General features: G+C 71.3%; 17 protein-coding genes. 16 read left to right on the top strand and 1 reads right to left on the bottom strand.

What is annotated here, in order from left to right:
- Positions 1–13: 13 nt before the first annotated feature.
- The 11 genes from cpaB to OV207_RS05130 all read left to right on the top strand — a co-directional run bounded on the left by cpaB (position 14) and on the right by OV207_RS05130 (position 13521).
- Positions 14–829 (top strand): Flp pilus assembly protein CpaB, encoded by an 816-nt coding sequence (gene cpaB, locus OV207_RS05180; protein WP_193428651.1) that lies wholly within the window; start codon positions 14–16, stop codon positions 827–829.
- 71 nt (positions 830–900) lie between these two features.
- Entirely contained in the window at positions 901–1746 is an 846-nt protein-coding gene (locus OV207_RS05175) for a type II secretion system F family protein (RefSeq protein ID WP_267553095.1), read from the top strand.
- Positions 1747–1759: 13 nt separating this feature from the next.
- Positions 1760–2650 (top strand): type II secretion system F family protein, encoded by an 891-nt coding sequence (locus tag OV207_RS05170; RefSeq protein WP_267553094.1) that lies wholly within the window; start codon positions 1760–1762, stop codon positions 2648–2650.
- A gap of 4 nt (positions 2651–2654) precedes the next feature.
- Positions 2655–5846 (top strand): FHA domain-containing protein, encoded by a 3192-nt coding sequence (locus OV207_RS05165; RefSeq protein ID WP_324291499.1) that lies wholly within the window; start codon positions 2655–2657, stop codon positions 5844–5846.
- 168 nt (positions 5847–6014) lie between these two features.
- Positions 6015–7634 (top strand): FHA domain-containing protein, encoded by a 1620-nt coding sequence (locus OV207_RS05160; RefSeq protein WP_324291498.1) that lies wholly within the window; start codon positions 6015–6017, stop codon positions 7632–7634.
- The gene (xseA, locus tag OV207_RS05155; RefSeq protein WP_193428657.1) at positions 7631–9337 is read left to right on the top strand and encodes an exodeoxyribonuclease VII large subunit; all 1707 of its coding nucleotides are present in this window, start codon (positions 7631–7633) and stop codon (positions 9335–9337) included. The genes OV207_RS05160 and xseA overlap by 4 nt, the downstream gene beginning before the upstream one ends.
- 41 nt (positions 9338–9378) lie before the next feature.
- Entirely contained in the window at positions 9379–9717 is a 339-nt protein-coding gene (xseB, locus tag OV207_RS05150; protein ID WP_267553093.1) for an exodeoxyribonuclease VII small subunit, read from the top strand.
- A gap of 27 nt (positions 9718–9744) precedes the next feature.
- Positions 9745–10134 carry a response regulator gene (locus OV207_RS05145; RefSeq protein ID WP_193428659.1) on the top strand — a complete coding sequence of 130 codons (390 nt, stop codon included), beginning with the start codon at positions 9745–9747 and terminating at the stop codon, positions 10132–10134.
- A gap of 5 nt (positions 10135–10139) precedes the next feature.
- Complete coding sequence (locus OV207_RS05140; protein WP_267553092.1) at positions 10140–11033, top strand: polyprenyl synthetase family protein; 894 nt, start codon at positions 10140–10142, stop codon at positions 11031–11033.
- Positions 11033–12784, top strand: a complete 1752-nt coding sequence (locus OV207_RS05135; protein ID WP_267553090.1) for a 1-deoxy-D-xylulose-5-phosphate synthase — start codon at positions 11033–11035, stop codon at positions 12782–12784. The genes OV207_RS05140 and OV207_RS05135 overlap by 1 nt, the downstream gene beginning before the upstream one ends.
- Complete coding sequence (locus OV207_RS05130) at positions 12781–13521, top strand: TlyA family RNA methyltransferase (RefSeq protein WP_267553088.1); 741 nt, start codon at positions 12781–12783, stop codon at positions 13519–13521. The genes OV207_RS05135 and OV207_RS05130 overlap by 4 nt, the downstream gene beginning before the upstream one ends.
- 8 nt (positions 13522–13529) lie before the next feature.
- On the opposite strand, the gene OV207_RS05125 is transcribed toward OV207_RS05130, so the two are convergent.
- Positions 13530–15098: a hypothetical protein gene (locus OV207_RS05125; protein ID WP_267553087.1), complete on the bottom strand. Its 1569-nt coding sequence runs from the start codon at positions 15096–15098 to the stop codon at positions 13530–13532.
- A 523-nt stretch (positions 15099–15621) separates the two neighbouring features.
- On the opposite strand from OV207_RS05125, the gene OV207_RS05120 reads away from it, so the two are divergent.
- From OV207_RS05120 to OV207_RS05100, 5 genes are all read left to right on the top strand, one after another.
- Positions 15622–18123: an ATP-binding protein gene (locus OV207_RS05120; protein WP_267553164.1), complete on the top strand. Its 2502-nt coding sequence runs from the start codon at positions 15622–15624 to the stop codon at positions 18121–18123.
- Positions 18124–18342: 219 nt separating this feature from the next.
- On the top strand, positions 18343–20109 hold the full coding sequence (locus OV207_RS05115) for a tetratricopeptide repeat protein (RefSeq protein ID WP_267553163.1): 1767 nt from the start codon (positions 18343–18345) through the stop codon (positions 20107–20109).
- Between the two features lie 13 nt (positions 20110–20122).
- A complete protein-coding gene (locus OV207_RS05110; RefSeq protein WP_193428664.1) occupies positions 20123–20962 on the top strand; it encodes an alpha/beta hydrolase in 840 nt (279 codons plus the stop codon).
- A 54-nt stretch (positions 20963–21016) separates the two neighbouring features.
- Positions 21017–21358 (top strand): bactofilin BacN, encoded by a 342-nt coding sequence (gene bacN / locus OV207_RS05105; protein ID WP_120537550.1) that lies wholly within the window; start codon positions 21017–21019, stop codon positions 21356–21358.
- Between the two features lie 63 nt (positions 21359–21421).
- Complete coding sequence (locus OV207_RS05100) at positions 21422–21745, top strand: bactofilin family protein (protein WP_120537551.1); 324 nt, start codon at positions 21422–21424, stop codon at positions 21743–21745.
- Positions 21746–21747 lie beyond the last annotated feature (2 nt).

Below are 21747 nucleotides of genomic sequence, written 5' to 3'. Positions count from 1 at the left end.
AGGACCTTGAACCATGTTGAAGGGTAAGACCCCGCTCGTCGTCGCGCTGGTGCTCGGTTTGCTCGCGGGCATCGTGGCCTATTCGGCCATCAAGAAGAAGGAATCGGATGTGCGTCGCGGGTGGAACCTGGTGCCCGTGGTGGTGGCGGGCCAGGACATGCCCGAAGGGACGGTCATCACGTACGAGATGATCTCCCAGCGCTCCGTGCCGGAGCAGTTCGTCACCTCGTCGGTGGTGAAGCCGGACTCGGCCAACTACATCGTGAACCAGAAGGTGCTGGTGGCGCTGCAGGCCGGCGATCCCATCCTCTGGAGCCAGTTCGAGACGACGAAGGCCGCCGAGCGCCTGTCGACCAAGGTGCAGAAGAAGGCGCGCGCCATCACCATCGAAGCGAAGCAGACCACGGCGGTGGGCGGTTGGATCCGGCCCAACGACCACGTGGACATCATCGGCACGTTCCGCGATCCGCAGACGGACGAGAGCGTCGCGGTGACGCTGCTGCAGAACATCATCGTGGTGGCGACGGGCAAGATCACCGGCACCACCAACATCAACCTCATCCCGGAGAACCAGCGCGAGTACAGCAACGTGTCGCTGATGGTGCTGCCGGAAGAGGCGGAGATCCTGGTGCTGGCGGCGGAGTTGGGCAACCTGACCCTGTCGCTGCGCAACGAGGACGACGTGGACCTCATCGAGGAGCGCGGCCGCGCCACCATCAGCACGCTGCTGTCCGGCGAGCGCACCCGGGTGCTGGAGCAGAAGCGCCGGGAGATCATCCAGATCATCAAGGGCGGTGGCAGCGAGAAGGCCTCGGCCGGCTCTCCGTAGTGGCCCGCGGGGGCTGCTTCGTCTGAAGCGGCCCCGCCGGCTTCTCCCTCCACCCCCGGGGATTCGCGCCCATGCTCGCAGGTATCGTCCTCCTCCTCGTCACCGGCTCGGTGTTCTTCTTCAGCCTGGTGATCTTCAGCGTCCTGTCGAAGGCGTATGAGCAGTACCAGGAGCGCTACGTCGCCAAGTCGATGAACGACTTGAGCGACATGTTCCTCTTCATCGACGCGCGGCAGATGTTGATCCTCAACATCGCCTGCATGTGCCTTCTGGGCATCCTCAGCTACATCATCTTCAACCCCATCCTGGCGGTGCTCGCGACCATCTTCGGCTTCTTCCTGCCGATGCTGATGGTGAAGCACTACCGCAAGCGCCGGATCAAGAAGTTCAACGTGCAGCTGGTGGACGCGCTCCAGGCCATGGCCAACGCGTTCAAGGCGGGCCTGACGTTCCCCCAGGCCATCGAGCACGTGGCGCGCGAGGCGATGCCGCCCCTGTCGCAGGAGTTCGGCCTCTTCGTGAAGGAAGTGAAGCTGGGCGTCCCCCTGGAGGAGGCCCTGGTGAACATGGGCCGCCGCGTGGGCAGCGACGACCTGGAGCTGGTGGTGGTGTCCACCAACATCGCGCGCCAGCTGGGCGGCAACATGGCGGAGATGTTCGAGACCATCTCCACGGTGATCCGCGAGCGCTTCCGCCTGGAGGGCAAGATCGACGCCCTCACGTCACAGGGCAAGCTGCAGGGGTGGATCGTCGCGGCCATGCCGGCGGTGCTCGGCATGGTGCTCAACTACATGCGTCCGGACCTGATGGAGCCGATGTTGGATCACTTCTTCGGCTACGTCCTGGTGACCATCATCGCCATCATGGAGATCATGGGCATCCTCATCATCCGGCGCATCGTCAACATCGACATCTGAAACGAGGCGTACCGTGCAGGAGATCCTGACAGCGTTCCTGATCGGCGGCTCGGCGCTGCTCACCGCGGGTGCGGTGGCGTTCCTGGGCGTGGGCCTCTACCACAACGTCTTCGAGCACTTCCTCACGGAGGTCCGCGACGAGTCCGCGGGCGGCGTGAAGGGCGTGGGCTCCGTCGCCATCCGCAAGCTGGGCGCGATGAACCGCCGCTTCATGTGGCCGGGCTACGAGTCCAAGACGCGCCGCAAGCTCATCAAGGCGGGTGAGCCGTCGCAGTACAAGCCCGAGGACATCATGGCGCTGCAGGAAGTCAGCGCCTTCCTGGCCCTGCTCGCGGGCCTCTTCGTCGTCAACGGCATCGGGATGAACCTGGCCTGGTCGCTGCTGGTGATGCTGCTGGGCCTGTTCTATCCGCTCATCTGGTTGAACGATCAGGTGAAGCGCCGTCACCTGGCCATCAGCCGCGCGCTTCCGTACAACCTGGACCTGCTGACGCTGTCGGTGGAAGCGGGCATGGACTTCACGGGCGCGCTGGCGAAGGTGGTGGAGAAGGGCCGTCAGGGGCCGCTGCGCGAGGAGCTCCAGCTCGTGCTCAAGCAGCTCAAGATGGGCAAGACGCGTGAAGAGGGCTTGAAGAGCATGATCGCGCGCGTGGACCTGCCGCCCCTGACGACGTTCGTCACGGCGCTGATCCAGGCGGACAAGATGGGCACCAGCCTTGGAAAGGTGCTGCGCATCCAGTCCACGCAGATGCGCATTGACCGGACGCAGCGCGCGGAGAAGCTGGCGGGTGAAGCGCCGGTGAAGATGCTCTTCCCGCTCATCGCCTGCATCTTCCCGACGGTGTTCATGGTGCTCTTCGGGCCCATCGTGTTCCAGTTCATGTACGGCAACGTCGGGGGCTAGTCCTCTGCCCATCCTGCTCACCATCACCCAGGGGCTCCAGGTTGGGAGGGAGCTCGCCTTCGAGCAGGCCGAAGTGAAGATCGGCCGTACCTCGGAGAACGATCTGGTGCTGCATGACCACGGGGTCTCCCGGCGTCATGCACGCATCACGACGAGGGACGGGCGCTACTTCGCCGAGGACGTGGGCAGTGCCAACGGCACGCAGCTCAACGGCCAGCCGCTCGGGGGCCAGAAGCAGCTGTGCGACGGGGATCGCATCACCGTCGGGCCGGTGGAGTTCACCTTCGTCTGGGTGCCACAGGACGAAGAGGCGGACGTCACCCGGCCCATCCGCAGGGTGCTCGCGCCGCCGCACGCGCAGGTGTCGCCCCAGGGCCTGGAGCAGGCCTCGCTCGCGGCGATAGAGGCCGCGCCCACGAGCTTCCAGCAGTCGATACCCGCGATGACGCCGCCGTCGTTCCTGCCGACCCCGCGCTCTGACGCCGGGGCTCGAAGCATGGCGACGACCGCGGTGCCGCTGGTGCCCATGCCCGCGAGGAAGCCGGAGGCCCTGGCGCCTTCGCCGAAGCAGTCCTCCGCGCCGGATGTTCCGGCGGTCGGAGCGCCCGCGCCGGGCCGCTCCTCCGCGCCGGGTCTTCCATCGGTTGGGGTATCCACGCCGAACAAGGTCGCGCCTGCCGCAGGGGCGACTCCCGCGCAGGGCAGGGCTTCGGGTCCGGGCCTTCCGTCGGTCGGGGCGTCCGCTCCGGACAAGGCGGGCCCTCCTGGGCCTCCCGTGCTTGATGCCGCCGCGCCGAAGAAGGCTGAGCCGCGCCTGCCTGCTGGTGCGCCCGCGCTGAACCGCCCCGCACTCGGTCGCGGCGCCGCGGCGGCGAAGTCACCGGCGCTCCAGCCGAGTCCTGACGCTCCATCGATTCCTGCGGGAGCGCCTGCCCCGCGAAAGGACGCGCCGCCCCTCGCTCCCGCTGCCAGTGGCAAGGCGCCCGCGCCAAGGAGCGCGGTGGCGTCGGTGCCACTGCTGCCGTCCGTCCCTGCGCTGACGGCTCCCGTGGCGTCCACATCAGCGCGTGGCGCGCCGGCGTCGGTGCCACTGCTGCCGTCCGTCCCGCCGCTGACGGCTCCCGTGGCTCACCCGTCAGCGCGTGGCGCAGTGGCTTCGGTGCCGCTGCTGCCATCCGTGCCGGCGTTGACGACTCCCTCGGCCGAGCGTGGCGCTCCGGCGCCCGTGGCTCCGGGCCTTCCCGTGCTGTCGCCCCCGGGGTTGATGCCCCCGCCGCCTCCAGTGGCCACTGCCGCCGCTTCGTGGGCCGCGCCTCCGCCGGGCCTGCCCCTGGTGGACCTGGACGAGCCCGAGGAGCGCACGCTGATGGCGATCTCCACGGTGGCGTCGCCGGAGCCAATTGCTTCGCCGCCCCCGGTGGCCTCCTTCGACCTGGCCTTCCCGGATCCGGACGAGCCCGAGGAGCGCACGCTGATGGCGATCTCCACGGTGGCGTCGCCGGAGCCATTCGCTCCGCCGCCCCCGGTGGCCTCCGCCGACCTGGCCTTCCTGGATCCAGACGAGCCCGAGGAGCGCACGCTGATGGCGATCTCCACGGTGGCGTCGCCGGAGCCATTCGCTCCGCCGCCCCCGGTGGCCTCCGCCGAGCTGGCCTTCCCGGATCCGGACGAGCCCGAAGAGCGCACGTTGATGGCGATCCCCGCCGTCCAGGCCCCGCCCGAACCCCCACCCGGGAACGCCCCACCGCCGGAAGTCGTCGCGGCGGCGGCGCCCCCTCCGTTGGTGCAGGAAGAGGAGGTCGAGGAGCGGACCGTCCTCGACCTGCGGCCCATCACGCAGGTCAACCCGCTCGTTCCACGCCCCGTGCTTCATGTCGCGCCCGCGGCGAAGCCCGCCGTCCCCGTTACCCCCGCCGTCAGCGAGGAGCCGGCGACCTACGTGGGCAAGGACCAGGCCCTCCCTCCCTCCCCGCCGGACGAGCCCTCCGAGACGAAGACCTTCATCGGACAGGATGGCCCCGTTCCGCCGCCGCCTCCGATGCCCGATCCGGTGACGTTCGTGGGCAAGGAGCGACGGGACGTCGCGGCGCCCCCGGCGATGCTGGCCGGCGCCTCGCCGTCAGGAGGCGCAGACCTGCTGGCCCTGCTGAGCCCGGAGGAGAACGACTCCACCCAGTCCCTCCCGCCGTCGGACTCGGAAGCGTCCTCCGTGCAGCCGGCGCGTTCCGTGACGGTGGTCGCGAAGGTCGAACCCTCGACCGCCGCCGACAGGGCCCGGAGGCGCCGTCAGCTCGCCCGGACGCTGGGGGGCCAGGTCATCCTCGCCTGGAACCGCCAGTCCCGGCTCCGCCGCGTCGGCTTCGTCTCCCTGGCGTGCGTCGTCGTGCTGGCGACGCTGTTCGGCGTCGTCTCCCTCGTGTCCCGCAGTTCGCTCGGGCTGCCGGGCCGGGAGCCCTTCAAGCTGGGCCTGGAGACGGTGCCGGACTCGTTCGGCCTGGGGCAGGGCGTCCGCTGGATCCACGCGGACGACAAGGTCTTCGACTTCCGCTTCGTGTCGCCCACGCGCGCGGTGGCCGTGCTGCACTACCAGGCCAGCAACATCTCCAAGGACGAGGTCAACCTGTCGCTCAACGGCGTGTCCCTGGGCTGGGTCCCCCCCGACACGGCCCAGACGCAGGAGCGCGAGCTGGAGCAGGTCATGCCCCCGGGCCTGCTGCGTCGCAACGAGAACAACCAGGTGCTCTTCGACAACGCCCTCAACCCTCCAGGTCAGGAGAGCTGGCGCATCTGGAACCTCCGGCTGGAGATCATCCCGGTGCCGGAGCTGCCGCCGGACCAGCTGCTGGCTTCCGCTCGGGAGGCCGTCACGGCGGGTGCCCGGTTCTACGAGCTCAAGGACGTGGGCGGGGAGAACCTCTTCAGGGCCTGGCAGCAGTACCGCTCCGCGTGGATCACCCTGGAGGCGCTCGACGAAAAGCCGGACCTCTACGGCGAGGTCCGGGAGCGGATCGCCCAGATCTCAACGGAGCTGGACCACCGCTGCGGGAAGCTGATGCTGGAATTCCAGCAGGCCGTCCAGTTCCGCAGCCGACGCCAGGCGGTCGCGGCCCTGGCGGAAGTGCGGAGACGCTTCCCTAGCACCGAGCATCGCTGCCACAATCTGGCCGTGGAAAAAGCCTATGAGCATGAACTCTAGCCTCACGGTTCGTGCCCCCCTCATCAGGACGCGGTGAACACCATGTCGAACGGTCCTCCCCCAGCCCGCCGAAGGCCTGCTTCGGGCACGCCCTCTTCCGGGACCGGACAACGCGCGCCGGTCCGTCGGTCGACCGCGGGTGCCGCCGCGGTCAAGCCCGCGAAGCTCGTGGTCATCGCCGGTCCCAGCGAGGGCGAGGAGTTCCCGCTCGCAGACACCGAGTACACGGTGGGCCGTGCGTCCGACAACCCCATCTGCCTCCAGGACACGTCCGTCTCGCGCAAGCACATCACGCTGCGCAAGGAGTCCGCGGGCTGGTTCGTCAGCGACATGAAGTCGGGCAACGGCACGCTCGTCAACGGCGAGCCCGTCACCGACGAGACGCTGCTGGCCAACGGCGACGTCATCACGATGGGCGACTCGGAGGTGCGCTACGAGGACACGGCCAACAGCACCGCCAAGGTGCAGGCCCCGTCGAGCCCCCGTCCCCGTCCGGCGGGCTCCGGGAGCCGCTCCTCCGCGTCGGTCCCCGTGCGTCCCAGCCCCCGGGGTGAGGGTCGGGCGCGCCCGCAGACGTCGCGGGCCTCCGCCGCCGCGGAGCTGACGCCGGAGGTGCAGCGCAAGCGGATGCGGATGAAGCTGGGCGCCGCGGGCGTGGTGGTGGTGCTCCTCGCCGGCCTGGGCATCGCTCGGGCGCGCATGAAGGCGCAGGAGGAGGTGCAGATCCGCATCGAGCAGGAGCAGATCGAGTACCGCGCGCAGCTGGGGGGCCTCTTCCAGGAGGCCAAGAACCTGGTGCGTGAAGGCCAGTGGCAGCAGGCCAAGGTGAAGCTGCAGGAGCTCCAGGAGCGGGCGCCCGAGTACCCAGGCGTGGCCGACTACCTGAGCGCCGCGGAGAAGGAGATCCCCAACCAGGGGCACCTGGCCGCGGCGCAGGCGGCCATCACCAAGGGGGAGCTCGCCACGGCGCAGGCGGCGCTCGCCAAGGTGAGCAACGACACGCAGCTCTACGAGCAGGTGAAGACGGTGCGCCGGGCGCTCGCCGACGCGGCGGACGCGCGCACGAAGGAGGCCAACACGAAGATGGCCACCCGCCAGCTCGAGGACGTGCAGAAGGCCAAGGCCATCACGGACGACGTGCTCGCGACCTTCCCGGAGCACCGCGACGGCAAGCTCATCAACGAGGAGGCCCAGCGCATCATCGCGGACCTGACCCGTCCGGGGCCCGTCAAGGTGGTCGTGGCGCCCAAGCCGTGGGAGCCCGCGGTGGACCGCTTCCGCGACGGTGACATCTCCGGCGCGGTGGCCATCCTCAACACCTGCATGGGCAAGACGCCCCAGTGCAAGCAGATCATGGGGCAGATGACGGAGTTCGGGAATCTCTACAAGAAGCTGGAGGACCTGGACGCCAAGGGCCTGACGCGACTGCTGGCGCTCGACAAGGACATCACCGACGGCCGGGGCAGCAAGATGGCGCGCAACGCGGGCACCCGCGCGGCGACGACCTTCTACAAGAGCGCCGCCGCCGCGAAGGCCTCCGCGCAGTACACGCGCGCGATGGAGTTCGCCCGCCGCGCGCTCCAGGCGGACCCCAACCACGCGGGCGCCGCCAACATCGTCAGCGACCTGCGGGGCAAGGCGAAGGACCTGTACATGCAGGCCTACTCCATCAAGGACTCCAGCCCGGACGAAGCGCTGCCCCAGTTCAAGGACGTCGTCTCCATGACGCCGCCCGACGACGAGCTGCACGGCAAGGCCCGGGGCTGGGTGGAGAAGCTGTCGCGATGAAGAAGCGCAAGGGCGCGGAGCCGCCGCCCCCCGAGGATCCGGGGCAGGGCGATCTCTTCGGCACGTCGCTCCTGCCGCCCCTGCGTCCTTCCACCACGGTGGCGAAGCTCGCGGCGGAGAAGCCCTCCGCCGCGCTCCCGCCGAAGGCCGAACCCGCCGCGCCGCCCCCGGCCCCCATCCCGGTGCCGCGCCCGGAGCGCACCGTGCTGACGGTGGGGGAGCTGACCCGCCAGATAAAGCAGACGGTGGAGTCGCGCTTCCCGCGCGTCCTGGTGCGCGGCGAGGTGTCCAGCTTCCGGGGCGCCAACGCGCGCGGCCACTGGTACTTCACGCTCAAGGACGCGGACGCGTCCATCGACGCCAAGGTGTGGGCCTCGATGGCGTCGCGGATCCGCTTCGCGCTGCGCGACGGCATGGAGGTCCTGGCCGAGGGCAGCGTGGACCTGTACGAGCCGCAGGGGCGCTACAGCCTCATCGTCAGCCGGCTGGAGCCGGTGGGCGAGGGCGCGATGGCGCTCGCGTTCGAGCAGCTCAAGCAGCGGCTGGCGGCCGAGGGCCTCATCGGCGACCGGCGCGTGCGGCCACCCCGGGCCGTGCCCTTCCTGCCCCGGCGGATCGGCGTCGTCACCAGCCGCACCGGCGCGGCGCTCCAGGACTTCCTGCGCGTGCTGCACTCGCGCAACCCCCGGCTGGGCGTGCTGCTGGCGGACGCGCGCGTGCAGGGCGAGGGCGCCGCGGAGGACGTGGCGCGGGCCATCGAGCGGCTGGGCCGCACCGACGTGGACGTCATCGTCGTGACGCGCGGCGGAGGGTCCGTGGAGGACCTCTGGACGTTCAACGAGGAGCGGGTGGCGCGCGCCATCCACGCCTCGCCGGTGCCGGTGGTGTCCGCCATCGGACACGAAATCGACTTCACCATCGCGGACTTCGTCGCGGACCTGCGCTCGCCCACGCCCAGCGCGGCGGCGGAGCGGCTGTCGCCGGTGCTGGCGGACCTGGAGCTGACGCTGGCCACGCAGTCCGGGCGGCTGCGCCGGGCGTTCGAGCGCCGCGTGCTGGAGCTGCGCGAGCGCCAAGGCCAGCTCGCCGCGCGGCTCACGGATCCACGCCGCGCGGTCAACCAGCAGCGCCTGCACCTGTCCGAACAGGTGGAGGCGATGATGCGCGTGCTGCGTCCCCAGGCGCGCGAACACCGCGAGCGGCTGCGCGCCCTGCAGGAGCGGCTGCAGCGGGCGCGGCCCCAGACGCGGCTGGGGGAGCAGCGGGCGCACCTGCTCAAGCTCGCCATGCGCCTGTCGGAAGCGGCGCGCGCGGGGGTGTCCCGGCGGCGGGGCGGGCTCGCGGACGCACGGCTGGGCCTGGAGCGCGCCACGCCCACGGCGCGGGTGGCGGAGGAGCGGGCGCGGGTGGCCCGGGCGCGCTCGCGGCTGCTCGAGCTCCAGCGCGGGGCGCTGTCCTCCGCCCAGACGCATTTCGGACGCCTGGGCGGGCAACTGGACGCCCTGAGTCCGCTGAAGGTCATGTCGCGCGGCTACGCGGTGACGTTCCGGCAGCGGGACGGCGTCGTGGTGCGTTCCATGGGGGACGTGGTGGTGGGGGACGTGCTGGGCATCAAGCTGGCCGCCCATGGCGCCCAGACGCTGGGTGGGTGTGAAGAAATCGAAGCCACCGTCACCGGCCTGAAAGGGCCGGTGGACTGCTAGCGGGCCACCCTCTACATTCCGCGCCCCGCTCGGGGAGGTGGATGGCCGTGGCGAAGTCGGAAAAGAACCCGAAGGTGGAGGCCGCCCCCGAGCAGTACGGGGACGTGGTGTCGCGTCTGGAGCAGACGGTGTCGCGGCTGGAGAGCGGCGAGCTGTCGCTGGAGGACTCGCTCAAGGCGTTCGAGGAGGGCATCCGCCTCGTCCGCCGGGGAGAGAAGCTCCTCACGGAGGCCGAACAGCGCATCGAACAGTTGCTCGTCGACGAGGACGGCCAGGAGGTCGTCGCGCCGTTGGCGGTCGCGTCGCGCCCCGCTCCCCAGGCTGCTCCCCGGGCGAGCGGCGCGGCCCGCCCGCCACCGGAGGACGACGTGCCGTTCTAGGAAACAGGGGAAGGGCGGAGGCCGGGAATGTCGAAGCCGAAAATCACCATTGTCGATGACGACCGTGACACGCGCGAGCTGCTCTCCGAGGCCCTGGGCTCGGAAGGCTTCGAGGTGACTTCAGCGGCCAACGGCCTGCGGTTGGTCGCGTCGCTGGAGCTGCACCGGCCGCACGCCATCCTCCTGGACGTGAACATGTCCTGGATCAACGGCTTCGAGCTGTGTCAGGCCGTGAAGCAGAACAAGCAGTTCCGGGACATCCCCATCATCTTCATCAGCGGGCGGGGAGACCCGGAGGACAAGCGGCGGGGCATGGAGGTCGGCGCCGCTGACTACTTCGTGAAGCCGCTGGAACTGGACACGCTCGTCCAACGCATCCGCGAACTCATCCCCACCGACACGGTGCAGGAGCCCTGAAGCCGATGGCCGCCTTCGAACTGGAACCCTTCATGCGCTCGCACCAGTCGCGGGTGGAGGAGCTGCTGCGCGAGCGCGCCGACCGGCTGGTCCCCGCCGGCACGCCGCCCCGGCTGGCGGAGGCCATGCGCTACTCGCTGCTCGCGGGCGGCAAGCGGCTGCGCCCCGTGCTGTGCATCGCGTTCGCGGACGCGGTGGCGAAGGCCAGCTCCCTGAACCCGGTGGCCGTGGATGCCGCGTGCGCGGTGGAGTACGTGCACACGTATTCGCTGGTGCACGACGACCTGCCCTGCCTGGACAACGACGACCTGCGCCGGGGCAAGCCGACGAACCACAAGGTCTTCGGCGAGCCGCTGGCGCTGCTGGCCGGGGACGGCCTGCTCACGGAGGCCTTCACGGTGCTGGCCACCGGGCCGGAGCCGGTGCGCGGCCTGCTGTGCGCGGAGCTGGCGCGCGCGGCGGGCGCGGCGGGCATGGTGGGCGGCCAGGTGCTGGACATCGCGAAGGACCGCGAGGCGACGCTCGCGTACCTGCTGCGGCTGCACCGGATGAAGACGGGCGCGCTCATCCGCGCGGCGTGCCGCCTGGGCGTGCTGGCCGGTGGGGGCGACGCGGCGGCGCTCGCGAGCGCGGAGACCTACGGCGACGCGGTGGGGCTGGCGTTCCAGATCGCCGACGACGTGCTGGACGTGACGTCGAGCGCGGAGCAGCTGGGCAAGCCCGCGGGCGCGGACGCGGAGGCCGGGCGCTTCACCTTCCCGGCGGTGCTGGGGCTGGAGGAGTCGCGGCGCATGGCCCGGGAGCTGGTGTCGAAGGCGCAGGAGGCCGTGCGCCCGCTGGAGGGCAGCGACGGTCCGCTGGCCGCCCTGGCGCGCTACTCGGTGGAGCGGACGTCCTGATGGCGGACGTGCTGTCCGGCGTGTCCTCTCCCGCGGAGGTGCGCGCGCTCCCCGAGGATGCGCTGCCCGGCCTGTGCGAGGCGCTGCGCGAGGCCATCATCACGCTGTGCGGCCGCGTGGGTGGACACCTGGGCGCGTCGCTGGGCGCGGTGGAGCTGGTGGTGGCCCTGCACCGCGTCTTCCACACGCCGCAGGACGCGCTCCTCTTCGACGTGGGGCACCAGGCGTACGCGCACAAGCTGCTCACCGGCCGGCGCGACCGCATCCACACGCTGCGGCAGGCGGGCGGCATCGCGCCCTTCCTGGATCCGCGCGAGAGCCCCCACGACGCCCTGGCGGCGGGCCATGCGTGCACGGCCATCTCCGCGGCGCTGGGCGTGCTCGCGGGCCGGCGGCAGCTGGGCCACCGGGGCCACGTCGTGGCGGTGGTGGGGGACGGGGCGCTCACGGGCGGCCTGAGCTTCGAGGGCCTCAACAACGCCGGGGGCAGCCACCTGCCGCTGGTGGTGGTGGTCAACGACAACCAGATGTCCATCAGCGCGAACGTGGGCGCCATCCCCGCGCTGCTGCGCACGCGCAACGCCCGCGCCTTCTTCGAATCGCTGGGCTTCACCTACCTGGGCCCGGTGGACGGGCACGACCTGGGCGCGCTCACGCACGCGCTGCGCGAGGCGAAGGCCTCCGGGCGCCCGGTGGTGGTGCACGCGCTGACGAAGAAGGGGCGCGGCTTCCCGCCCGCGGAGGCCGACGAGCAGACGCGCGGCCACGCGATGGGGCCGTACGAATGGCGCGCCGGCAAGCTCGTGCGCTCGCGCGGCGGACTGCCCACCTTCAGCGAGGCGTTCGCGACGGTGCTGGGCGAGGCCCTGGAGAAGGATCCGCGCGTGGTGGCCGTCACGCCCGCGATGCTGGAGGGCTCCGCGCTCACCGGCCTGAAGGCGCGCTTCCCGGACCGCGTGCACGACGTGGGCATCGCGGAGCAGCACGCCGTCACCTTCTGCGCCGGGCTGGCGGCGGCGGGGGCCCGGCCGGTGTGCGTCGTCTACTCCACCTTCCTCCAGCGCGCGTATGATCAGGTGGTCCACGACGTGTGCCTGCCGGGGCTGCCCGTCGTCTTCGCGGTGGACCGCGCGGGGCTCGTGGGCGCGGACGGCGCCACGCACCAGGGCGCCTACGACGTGTCCTTCCTGCGGCCCCTGCCGGGCCTGACGCAGTGGGCGCCGGTGGTGGGGGAGGACCTGGCGCCCATGCTCACCACCGCGCTCCAGGCGTCCGGGCCGTCCGTGCTGCGCTTCCCGCGCGGCACGCTGCCGGCGGTGCCCCCGGAGCTGCTCGTGGGGGACGCCCCCGTGTCGGGAGCCCGCTGGCTGAAGCGCGCGCAGGCGCCCCGGCTGACGCTGGTGACGCTGGGCCCGCTGGGGCTCGCGGCCCTGGAGGCCGTGCGGGACGAACCGGACTGGAGCGTGCTGGACGCGCGCCGGGCCTGGCCGCTGGACGAAGCGGCGCTGCTGGAGGCCGCGGCGTGCGGGCAGGTGGTGGTGGCCGAGGAGGGCACCACCCGTGGCGGACTGGGCAGCGCGGTGCTGGAGCTGTACGCGGCAGTCGGTGTGCACCCCCGGGTGAAGCTGCTGGGCATGCCGGACGTGTTCCTGCCGCACGGGGACGCGCGGGTGCAGCGCGCGGAGCTGGGGCTGGACGCGGTGGGCCTGCGGCGCGCGGGCCGGGGGCTGCTGGGAGAGGGGGCCCCGTGAAGTTGAAGAAGGAGCGGCTGGACGTGCTGGTGGTGGAGCGGGGCCTGGCGGAGTCGCGCACCAAGGCCCAGGCGCTCATCCTCGCGGGCCAGGTGGTGGTGGGGGACCAGCGCGTGGACAAGCCCGGCGCGCAGGTGCTGGTGGAGTCCGACCTGCGCCTCAAGGGGGAGGTGCTGCCGTACGTGTCGCGCGGCGGCCTCAAGCTCAAGGGGGCCATGGACCGCTTCGGCCTGGACGTGACGGGCCGCGTGGGCGCGGACATCGGCGCCAGCACGGGGGGCTTCACCGACTGCCTGCTCCAGCACGGCGCGGTGCGGGTGCACGCCATCGACGTGGGCTACGGGCAGCTCCATGAGAAGCTGCGCAAGGACCCGCGCGTGCGCTCGCGCGAGCGGGTGAACGCGCGCTACCTCACGGAGGAGGACCTGCCGGAGAAGGTGGGCGTGGTCGTCATCGACGTGAGCTTCATCTCGCTCACCCAGGTGTTGCCGTCGGTGCTGACGTACCTGTCACCCGGGGGGCTGCTGGTGGCGCTGGTGAAGCCCCAGTTCGAGGTGGGCCCGGACCGGGTGGGCAAGGGCGGCGTGGTGAGGGACCCCCTCGCCCGGCAGGACGCCATCGACACCGTGACGGCGTTCGTGCGCGCGCAGGGCCTCACCGTGCGCGGGCTGATGGACTCGCCCGTGCCCGGGCCGGCGGGCAACGTGGAAGCGCTCCTCGTCGCCGACCGGCCCTGAGCCGTCCGCTACGGCCGGACCGCGCGGTACTCGGACAGGGGCAGCGCCTGCACCAGCCGGTTGCCCACGCGCATCCACAGCCGCTCGGCATCGTCGATGGTGCACGACAGGGTGCTGGCGACCTCGTAGCGGAACAGCTCGCCGCGCTCGGCGGAGTCGATGGCGACGATCTCCTTGGGCAGGGTGGGCAGGCCGGTGTTGTCCGGAGGCGCGCCGTTGAGCAGGATGACCGAAGGGCTGGTGTTGCGGCCCAACTGCACCTGGAGCACCTGCAGGCTGCCGGACGTATCCAGCGACTTGCCGTCCTTGTTGACGACGGCGCCCAGGTTGTTCGTGTCGAGGAACCACACGCGCTGCAGACCGATGGCCGCCAGCCGTGAGCCGCCCGCGTAGGGCAGGAGGAACTGGAGGGGCGCGGGCAGGTCGATGCTCTGCCACTTGAACGCGTTGCCCTCGCAGCCATCCGCGTTCGCGGCGCACGCGATGACGCGCGAGTGTTTGTTGGCCAGGCCGAACGCCATGTAGACGGTGTCACCGTCCGGGCTGAGCGACGTCACGGGGAGGACCTCGATGGCGCCGGCGTAGTCGTAGATCTTCCGCTCCTGCACCAGCACGCCCGTCGCCGCGTCCAGCGTGGCCACGACGACCTGGAGCACGTCCGACGTGCCGACCTCCTTGTAGTTGGCGTACGGAACCAGCACCACCTCGGCCTTCTGCTGGGGCGTGGCGATGGGCTGCAGCGGCGGCTTGTACGTCCAGTCGAAGCTGCCGCCCATCGAGGTGTGCTTCATGCGCGAGACGCTCACCACGTCCCGCACGATGGCGTCCCCGTTGGTCATCACCGACAGGTCCTTCAGCTTGTACGTCGTCGCCGTGCGGCCGCTGATGACGAAGTTCGAGCTCACCGCCACCGCGCCCACGCCGGGCGTCCAGACCCAGCGCTTGTTGCTGACGCTGTTCAGGGGGGTGATGACCGTGTAGGGCGAGCACGGGATGCCCATCTCCACCTGGGCGAGCACCTCGCCCGTGGCGCCCACCCGGTAGAGCGTGCCCACGCCCGTCGTGGGGTTGCCGCACCCGATGAAGCTGATGTTGGAGCCCGAACCGTCGGCGACGAAGAAGTCCGTCACCACCTGGGCGTTGGGATCCGGGTCCTTGATCACCTTCGTCACCGGCAGGAACGTGGTGGCCTGGGGCTGGGACACGTTGCTGCGGCCGTCCGAACAGGTGGCCCGGGCATTGAGCGCCAGCCTCACGGCGATGCCCTTGGTGTACTTGATGTCCTTCGCCAGCAGCTCGAACTCCATGGCGCCGCTGGTGTAGGGGAACGTCTGGAGGAACGTGTCCTGGTCATAGATGGACAGCTGCGACACGGTGTCGCAGCCGGACACGCTCACGCGGAGCATCAGCGAGGGGGCCGCCGAGTTGGGCTCGATGACCGAGAGCTCCACCACCGGCGGATCCGGCACGGGCGGCGGCTTCGGATCGCCACAGGCCGCGAACGCGGCGAGGGCAGAGAGGGCGAGCGAGGCCTGGAGGGCCCGCGACGCGAACAGGCGCGGTAGTGCGAGGTTCATGGGGCGCCACTCTACCGTGCCTCCCGGACAACCGGGCGGCACCCGGGGCACCGCACCCCAGGCTCCAGGAGCTTCTCCAGGAGACGCTTGGGCGGGATTCCTGATCGCGAACCACCCCTCGCACGCCCCGCCCGGTCGTCCGCGATCCACCCACCCGCCGGGTTTCCCCTGCCTGCTGGCCCTGCGTTCGACCGGGCATCCCGTGGCGGTAGGGGAAGAAAGTCACAGCCGTGGCGTTCCGGTGGGGGCCAGGTTGCTGCCCCCAGGAAGCCCATGGCCCGGGTCGTTCCCGGTCATCCCAGCGTCACGCATGCGCGGAATCCCGGGCGTTCACCTCTGGCCGGGGTATACGTCGCGCGCCTTCACTCACCCCTCTGCCTCGGAAGAGGCCCGTCCATCCGCTGGCTCACGGACGGGTTAGACGGCATGATCCAGAATCGACCATGACCCCTTACGCACCCAACGGGCTTTCGCAGTGTCGTTCCCTGTCTGGGCGGGGCGGAGGCGTGCCGTGAGGATCGAGATGTTGTCGGAGCAGCGGGGACGGGTGCTGGTGCTGGCGGCGAAGGCCGCGGGCGACGCGCTGGTGGAGCGGCTGACGGCGAGCGGCTACCAGTGCGGCACCACGGAGCGGGAGAGCGGGCTGGCGGAGATGGTGGATCAGCTCCAGCCGGAGGTGGTGCTGCTGTCGGTGACGGCCAAGCGGGCGGCCGAGCTGCTGGAGACGGTGCGCAAGGTCGACAGGCTGAACCGGCTGCCGGTGCTGGTGGATCAGGGCCGGGCGCGCTCCGCGGAGGCCTTCAAGCGGCTGGCGGTGGACGACTTCGTGCGCGGCGCGGATGAGCTGGTGCCCCGGCTGGAGTCCGCCCTGCGCGCCTGGAGGCTGAAGGAGCGCGAGGAGCGCATCCGCCTGCGCATGGGGATGCTGCTGGAGATCACCCAGGCGGCGACCAGCTCGCTGGAGCTGGAGGAGATCCTCCGCATCGCGGTGGACAAGGTGGGCCAGGTCACCGGCACGGACCGCTGCTCGGTGGTGCTGGTGGAGGGCAGCCACGCGCGCACGGCCACGGTCGTCGCGACGCAGGAGGACCCGAGCCTCGTCCAACTGGACATCGAGGTGGCGCGCTACCCGGAGCTGCGCCGCGCGCTGGAGACGCGCCAGCCGGTGTTGATCGAGGAGGCGCAGCGCGATCCGCTCATGGCGGAGGTGCGCACGTCGCTCCTGCCGCAGGGCGTGAAGTCCATCCTGGTGCAGCCGCTCATCTGTCAGGACGACCTGCTGGGCGCGCTGTTCCTGCGCGTGTCGCGCGGGGATGCGTCCATCGGCCGCGACGAGCAGGAGTTCGCGCAGGCGGTGGCGGGCGTGCTCGCCAACTCCATCCGCAACGCGCGCCTGCACACGGCGGTGAAGAAGAAGCGCGAGGACCTGGAGCTGGCGTACGTGGAGCGCTACCGCGAGCTCAACGACGCGAACCGCCGCCTGAAGGAGCTCAACCGCCTCAAGGATGAGATCATCGCGGTGTGCAGCCACGACCTGCGCGCCCCCCTCCAGGTGCTGCTGGGCCACGGCCGGCTGCTGCTGGAAGGCCCGCTGGAGACGCAGCAGAAGCAGTCCGCGGAGGCGATGATCCGCCAGGGCCGGAAGATCCTCACCCTGGTCGAGTCCCTGCTGGAGAAGGGCAAGGGCGAGGCGGCGCGGTTGTCCATCGAGCCGCGCGTCCTGGACGTGGCGCAGCTGTGCCGCGACGCGGTGGGGGAGCTGGAGATCCTCGCCGCGGAGAAGGCCGTGGCGCTGCGCTCCGAGTGCCCCGACAGCCTGATGCTGATTGGCGACGAGGTGAAGCTGCACGAGGTGCTGCAGAACCTCATCAGCAACGCCATCCAGCACGCCAGCGACACCCGGGGCGAGGTGGTGGTGCGCACGCAGCGGCTGTCGCGTCCGGACGGCGACGCGGTGCGGGTGATGGTGAGCGACAACGGGGTGGGCATCCCCCCGGACGAGCTGCACCTCGTGTTCGATCGCTACCGGCACGGGCCCAAGGGCACGGGGCTGGGGCTGGCCATCTGCAAGGAGTTCGTGGAGCTGCACGGCGGGGAGATCTGGGCGGAGAGCCCGTCCGACGGCGGCTGCACCTTCGTCTTCACGCTGCCGCTGGCGCAGGAGGCCGCGCGCAACCCCCGGCCGCAGCCCGCGCCCGGCTCCGCGCCCGAGCAGCCGCGCGTGCTGGTGGTGGAGGACGAGCCGGAGATCGCCGCGGTGCTGTCGGAGGTGCTGCGCTCGAAGTACCGCGTGGAGGTGGCGCGCGACGGCGCGGAAGGCCTGGCCAAGGCGCGCGCGTCCCGGCCGGACCTGGTGGTGATGGACGTCTTCCTGCCCAAGCTGGACGGGTTGGACGCGGCCATGGCGCTCAAGTCGTCCTCGGACACGGCGCACATCCCCGTCATCCTGCTGTCCGCCCACCAGGGCGTGGCCGACAAGGTCCGCGCGCTCAACCTGGGCGCGGTGGACTACATGGCCAAGCCCTTCAACGCGGTGGAGCTGCTCAACCGCACCGAGCGGGCCCTCAAGCTGCGCCAGGGTGAGAAGGATCAGCAGGACAAGGCGACCCCGCTCCAGAAGCGCACCGGCAGCGACCCGGCGACGGGGCTGCATGATCGGCGCGGGCTGTTGCTGCGGCTGGAGCAGGAGGTGGCCCGCAGCCGGCGCTACCACCGCGCGCTCACGCTGGCGGTGCTCCGGCCGGATCGCACGCTGGAAGCGCTGCCCTCCAACATGGCGGACGTGATGCGCAAGCGGGTGCGACACCCGGACGCCATCGCCCACCTGGGGCAGGGCGTCTTCGCGGTGGTGCTGCCCGAGTGCAACGCGGACGCCGCGCGCACGGTCATCAACCGGTTGATGCCGGACGTGGAGAAGGTGACCTCCATCGAGTACCGCGCCGCCCTGGCGGACGTGAGCCAGGACAGCGACCCGGTGGAGAAGCTGTTGGAGAAGCTGGGCGCACCGCCGCCCGAGGCCCTCTAGTCCTCTGGTCGCGCCCCCTGCCGCGGGAAAAAGGGGGCGCGCCGCGCTACACTTGGCTTTCGCGTGCGCAAGCTCCCGTTCCTCAGCCGTGCCGCCGTGCTGTGCCTCGCCCTGGCCACCGGGAGCGCGGGCGCCGCGCCAGCGCCCCAACGGGCCGCCGCGAAGGCCCCGGCGAAGAGGGCTCCGGCGAAGAAGGCCTCCCACGTGGACCGCGAGGCGATGCTCGAGGCCATGGACGCGGCCGCGCACGACGACCCGGCCGCGTCGTCCGCCAGCTACGCGCACTACCTCCAGTCCCGCCTGCTGCACCTGGCGGGCAACCACCGGGGCGCGGTGGACGAGCTGCGCCTGGCGCTCGCCACCGACGACGGCAACCCGCGGCTGCTCACCCAACTGGGCGAGGAGTACGCGCGCCTGGGCGACCTGGAGCGCGCCGAGCGCGAGCTGCGCCGGGCGGTGGAGAAGTCCCCCAGGTACTACCCCGCCCACGTGCTCCTGGGGCGGGTGCTGATGGAGTCCGGCCGGCTCGCGCGGGCCCGCCAGCACCTGCGCCGCGCGGTGGGCCTGCGCCCGCGCGACCCGGAGGCGTACCTGGTGCTGTCACAGCTCCACCTGGACGCGAAGGCGCCGGACGAAGCGGTGAAGGTGGTGGAGGCGCTCGCGCACGCGCTGCCCGGTGAGGCCTCCGGCTACCGGCGCCTGGGGCTGGCGCTGGCCGAGCGCGGCGACACGGCCCGGGCCGAGAAGCTGCTCGCGAAGGCCGCCGAGCGCGATCCGGGGGACGTGGAGGTGTGGTCCACGCTGGCCCGCCTGTACGAGGAGGCGGGGCGGGCGAAGGAGGCGGAGGACGCGCTGGCGCGCGCGCTGGAGGCGGATCCCGACAGCCGTGAGGTGTTGCTGTCGGCGGGGCGGGCCGCGCTCAAGGGCGGTTCGCTGACGCGGGCCCGGGCGTACTTCGACCGGCTGCTGTCGCTGTCGTCCTCGCCGGAGCTGGCGGTGCGGGTGGCCTTCAGCTACCTGTCCGCGCACCAGTCCGCCGCCGCGGAGGCCGTGCTGGTCGCCGCCCGGAAGGACGCGCCGGACGAACCCCGGCTGGCGTACTACGCGGGCCTCGTCGCCGAACGGATGCGCCGCTTCTCCGCCGCCGCCACGGCCTTCGCCGACGTGCCCCCCAACGCGGAGGTGTTCCCCGACGCGCGCGTGCGCCGGGCCCGCTGCCTGTCCCTGGCGGGCGACCATGCCCGGGCGCTGGTGCTCTACCGCGCCGCCGTGAAGGAGGCGCCCGAGGACCTGGAGCTGCGCGTCGCCTACGCCCGGGCGCTGGAGCGCGGCGGCGCGCCGGCGAAGGCGGAAGGCGTGCTGCGCGAGGCCCTGGGAGGGGAGGGCGCCGCGATGGCCTACGAGGCCCTGGCCTCCCTGCTGGAGCGGCAGGGGCGCCCCGGCGAGGCGCTCACGCTGCTGCGCGACGCCGTCGCCCGTTCGCCCAGGAACCAGGACCTGCTCTTCTCCCTGGGCGCCGCGCTGGAGCGCCAGGGGGATGTGGCCGGGGCGCTGTCGCGCATGCGCGCGGTGCTCGCGGTGGCGCCGGAGCACTCCGCGGCGATGAACTTCATCGGCTACCTGCTGGCGCAGCAAGGCCGGGACCTGGACGAAGCGGAGCGGCTGGTGCGGCGCGCGCTGGCGCTGCGGCCGGACAGCGCGGCCTACGTGGACTCGCTGGGGTGGGTCTATTTCCAGCGCGGCGAGGCGCGCAAGGCGGTGGAGCTGCTGGAGCGCGCGGTGGAGCTGGCCCCTGACGAGCCCGCCATCCTGGAGCACCTGGGGGATGCCTACCTCAAGGCCGCCCGCGCCTCGGACGCCGCCGCGTCCTGGAAGCGCGCGCTGGACGTGCTGACCCTGGAGCCGGAGGCCGCGGAGCCCGCCGGCCAGCGCACGGCGTTGGAGCGCAAGCTGAAGGCGCTACCCTCGACAGCGCCGGGCCGCTAAGGTCCCGGCACCCATGGCCCGCCACGACGAAGGCTTCTTCACCGGCAAGGACAACACCCGGCTGTTCTGGACGCTGGACCAGCCGGACGCGGGTGCTCCGCGCGCGCACGTCGCCATCGTCCATGGCTACGGCGACCACATCGGCCGCTACCGGCCCGTCATCGACGCGCTGGTGGCGGAAGGCTTCGCGGTGCACGGCTTCGACTACCGGGGCCACGGCCGCGCCGACGGACGCCGCGCCTACGCGAACAAGTGGCCCGACTTCCTGGAGGACCTGGACGGCTTCTGGCAGCGCGTGCGCGCCGCCGCCGGCACCCAGAAGATCTTCCTCCTGGCGCACAGCCACGGCGGCCTGATGGCCGTGCACGCGCTGGCCAAGGGGATGGAGGGCCTCAGCGGGGCCATCCTCTCCGCGCCCTACCTCAAGCTGGCCATCACCCCGCCCGCGGCGAAGGTCCTCGCCGCCCGCATGGTGGGCTCCCTGGTGCCGTGGCTGCGCGTCAGCTCCGGGCTCACCCCGGACATGCTCAGCACCGACCTGGACATGCAGAAGGCGGTCGGCGCGGACCCGCTGTACGTCCCCTTCGCCACGCCGCGCTGGTTCGTGGAGTCCACGCTGGCCCAGGCGCAGACACAGCTTTTGGCGCCGAAGATTCAAGTGCCGCTGTTCATCCTGTGCGGCCAGGAGGACGGGGTGGCGCTTCCCGCGGCGGCGCGGGCCTTCTTCGAAGTGGCGGGGACGGCCGACAAGAAGTTCAAGGAGTACCCGGGCATGCGGCACGAACCGCTCAACGAACGGGATCGCTCGGCGGTGTTCCAGGACATCTCCGGCTGGATCTCCGCGCATCTCTGACATAATCAGGTCGCCCCGCTCCGGAATGGAGCAGGCGCTGGCGAGGATCACCTCATGGCACAGGGTGAAACGGGCATCATTGGCAAGGGCATCGTCATCAGGGGCAACCTCACGGGCGGAGGAGACCTGGTCATCGAAGGGCGTGTGGAGGGGCAGATCGCCCTGAAGAACCACCTCACCATCGAAGGCACCGGCAAGGTGCAGGCGGACATCCGCGCCGAGGAGCTGACCATCAACGGCGAGGCGAGCGGCAACATCGACGCGTCGACCCGTGTGGCCATCAACGCCTCGGCGAAGGTCGCGGGCGACATCAAGGCTCCGCGCGTCGTCATCGAGGATGGCGCCGTGTTCAACGGCTCCATCGAGATGGACGTGAAGTTGCCGGACGACATCTAGCATCCACCGGGGTTCGTCCCACGGACCCCCCAGGCGCAAGCTTCGAGAAGGCGGACAACACTCATGGCGAATACGGTCATTGGTTCGAGCATCGTCATCGACGGGGAGATTTCCGGTGACGAGGTCCTGGTCATCCAGGGCACCGTGAAGGGGAAGATCTCCCTCAAGGAGAGCCTCTACGTGGAGGGCTCCGGCGTCGTCGAGGCGGACATCGACACGCAGAACGTGGAGATCGCCGGCCGGGTGACGGGCAACATCGTCGCCAGCGACAAGGTGGAGCTCAAGACGGACTGCCGCGTGGTGGGCGACATCAAGGCCCCGCGCATCCTCATCGCCGATGGCGCCTCCTTCAAGGGCAACGTCGACATGGACATGAAGGAGCGCTGATC

The sequence above is a fragment of the Corallococcus sp. BB11-1 genome (genome assembly GCF_026626625.1).
Taxonomy (GTDB): Bacteria; Myxococcota; Myxococcia; order Myxococcales; family Myxococcaceae; genus Corallococcus; species Corallococcus soli.
The sequence above is the reverse complement of the archived record's forward strand: the minus strand, read 5'-3'. Positions and strand labels throughout refer to the sequence as shown.

Bases quoted from the DNA above. Each gene is read 5' to 3' on its own strand.
- OV207_RS05100 (WP_120537551.1), top strand. From the start codon at position 21,422: ATGGCGAATACGGTCATTGGTTCGAGCATCGTCATCGACGGGGAGATT.
- cpaB (WP_193428651.1), top strand. From the start codon at position 14: ATGTTGAAGGGTAAGACCCCGCTCGTCGTCGCGCTGGTGCTCGGTTTG.
- OV207_RS05135 (WP_267553090.1), top strand. From the start codon at position 11,033: ATGGCGGACGTGCTGTCCGGCGTGTCCTCTCCCGCGGAGGTGCGCGCG.
- OV207_RS05140 (WP_267553092.1), top strand. From the start codon at position 10,140: ATGGCCGCCTTCGAACTGGAACCCTTCATGCGCTCGCACCAGTCGCGG.
- xseA (WP_193428657.1), top strand. From the start codon at position 7,631: ATGAAGAAGCGCAAGGGCGCGGAGCCGCCGCCCCCCGAGGATCCGGGG.
- OV207_RS05120 (WP_267553164.1), top strand. From the start codon at position 15,622: ATGTTGTCGGAGCAGCGGGGACGGGTGCTGGTGCTGGCGGCGAAGGCC.
- OV207_RS05175 (WP_267553095.1), top strand. From the start codon at position 901: ATGCTCGCAGGTATCGTCCTCCTCCTCGTCACCGGCTCGGTGTTCTTC.
- OV207_RS05110 (WP_193428664.1), top strand. From the start codon at position 20,123: ATGGCCCGCCACGACGAAGGCTTCTTCACCGGCAAGGACAACACCCGG.
- bacN (WP_120537550.1), top strand. From the start codon at position 21,017: ATGGCACAGGGTGAAACGGGCATCATTGGCAAGGGCATCGTCATCAGG.
- xseB (WP_267553093.1), top strand. From the start codon at position 9,379: ATGGCCGTGGCGAAGTCGGAAAAGAACCCGAAGGTGGAGGCCGCCCCC.
- OV207_RS05145 (WP_193428659.1), top strand. From the start codon at position 9,745: ATGTCGAAGCCGAAAATCACCATTGTCGATGACGACCGTGACACGCGC.
- OV207_RS05125 (WP_267553087.1), bottom strand. From the start codon at position 15,098: ATGAACCTCGCACTACCGCGCCTGTTCGCGTCGCGGGCCCTCCAGGCC.
- OV207_RS05115 (WP_267553163.1), top strand. From the start codon at position 18,343: ATGCTCGAGGCCATGGACGCGGCCGCGCACGACGACCCGGCCGCGTCG.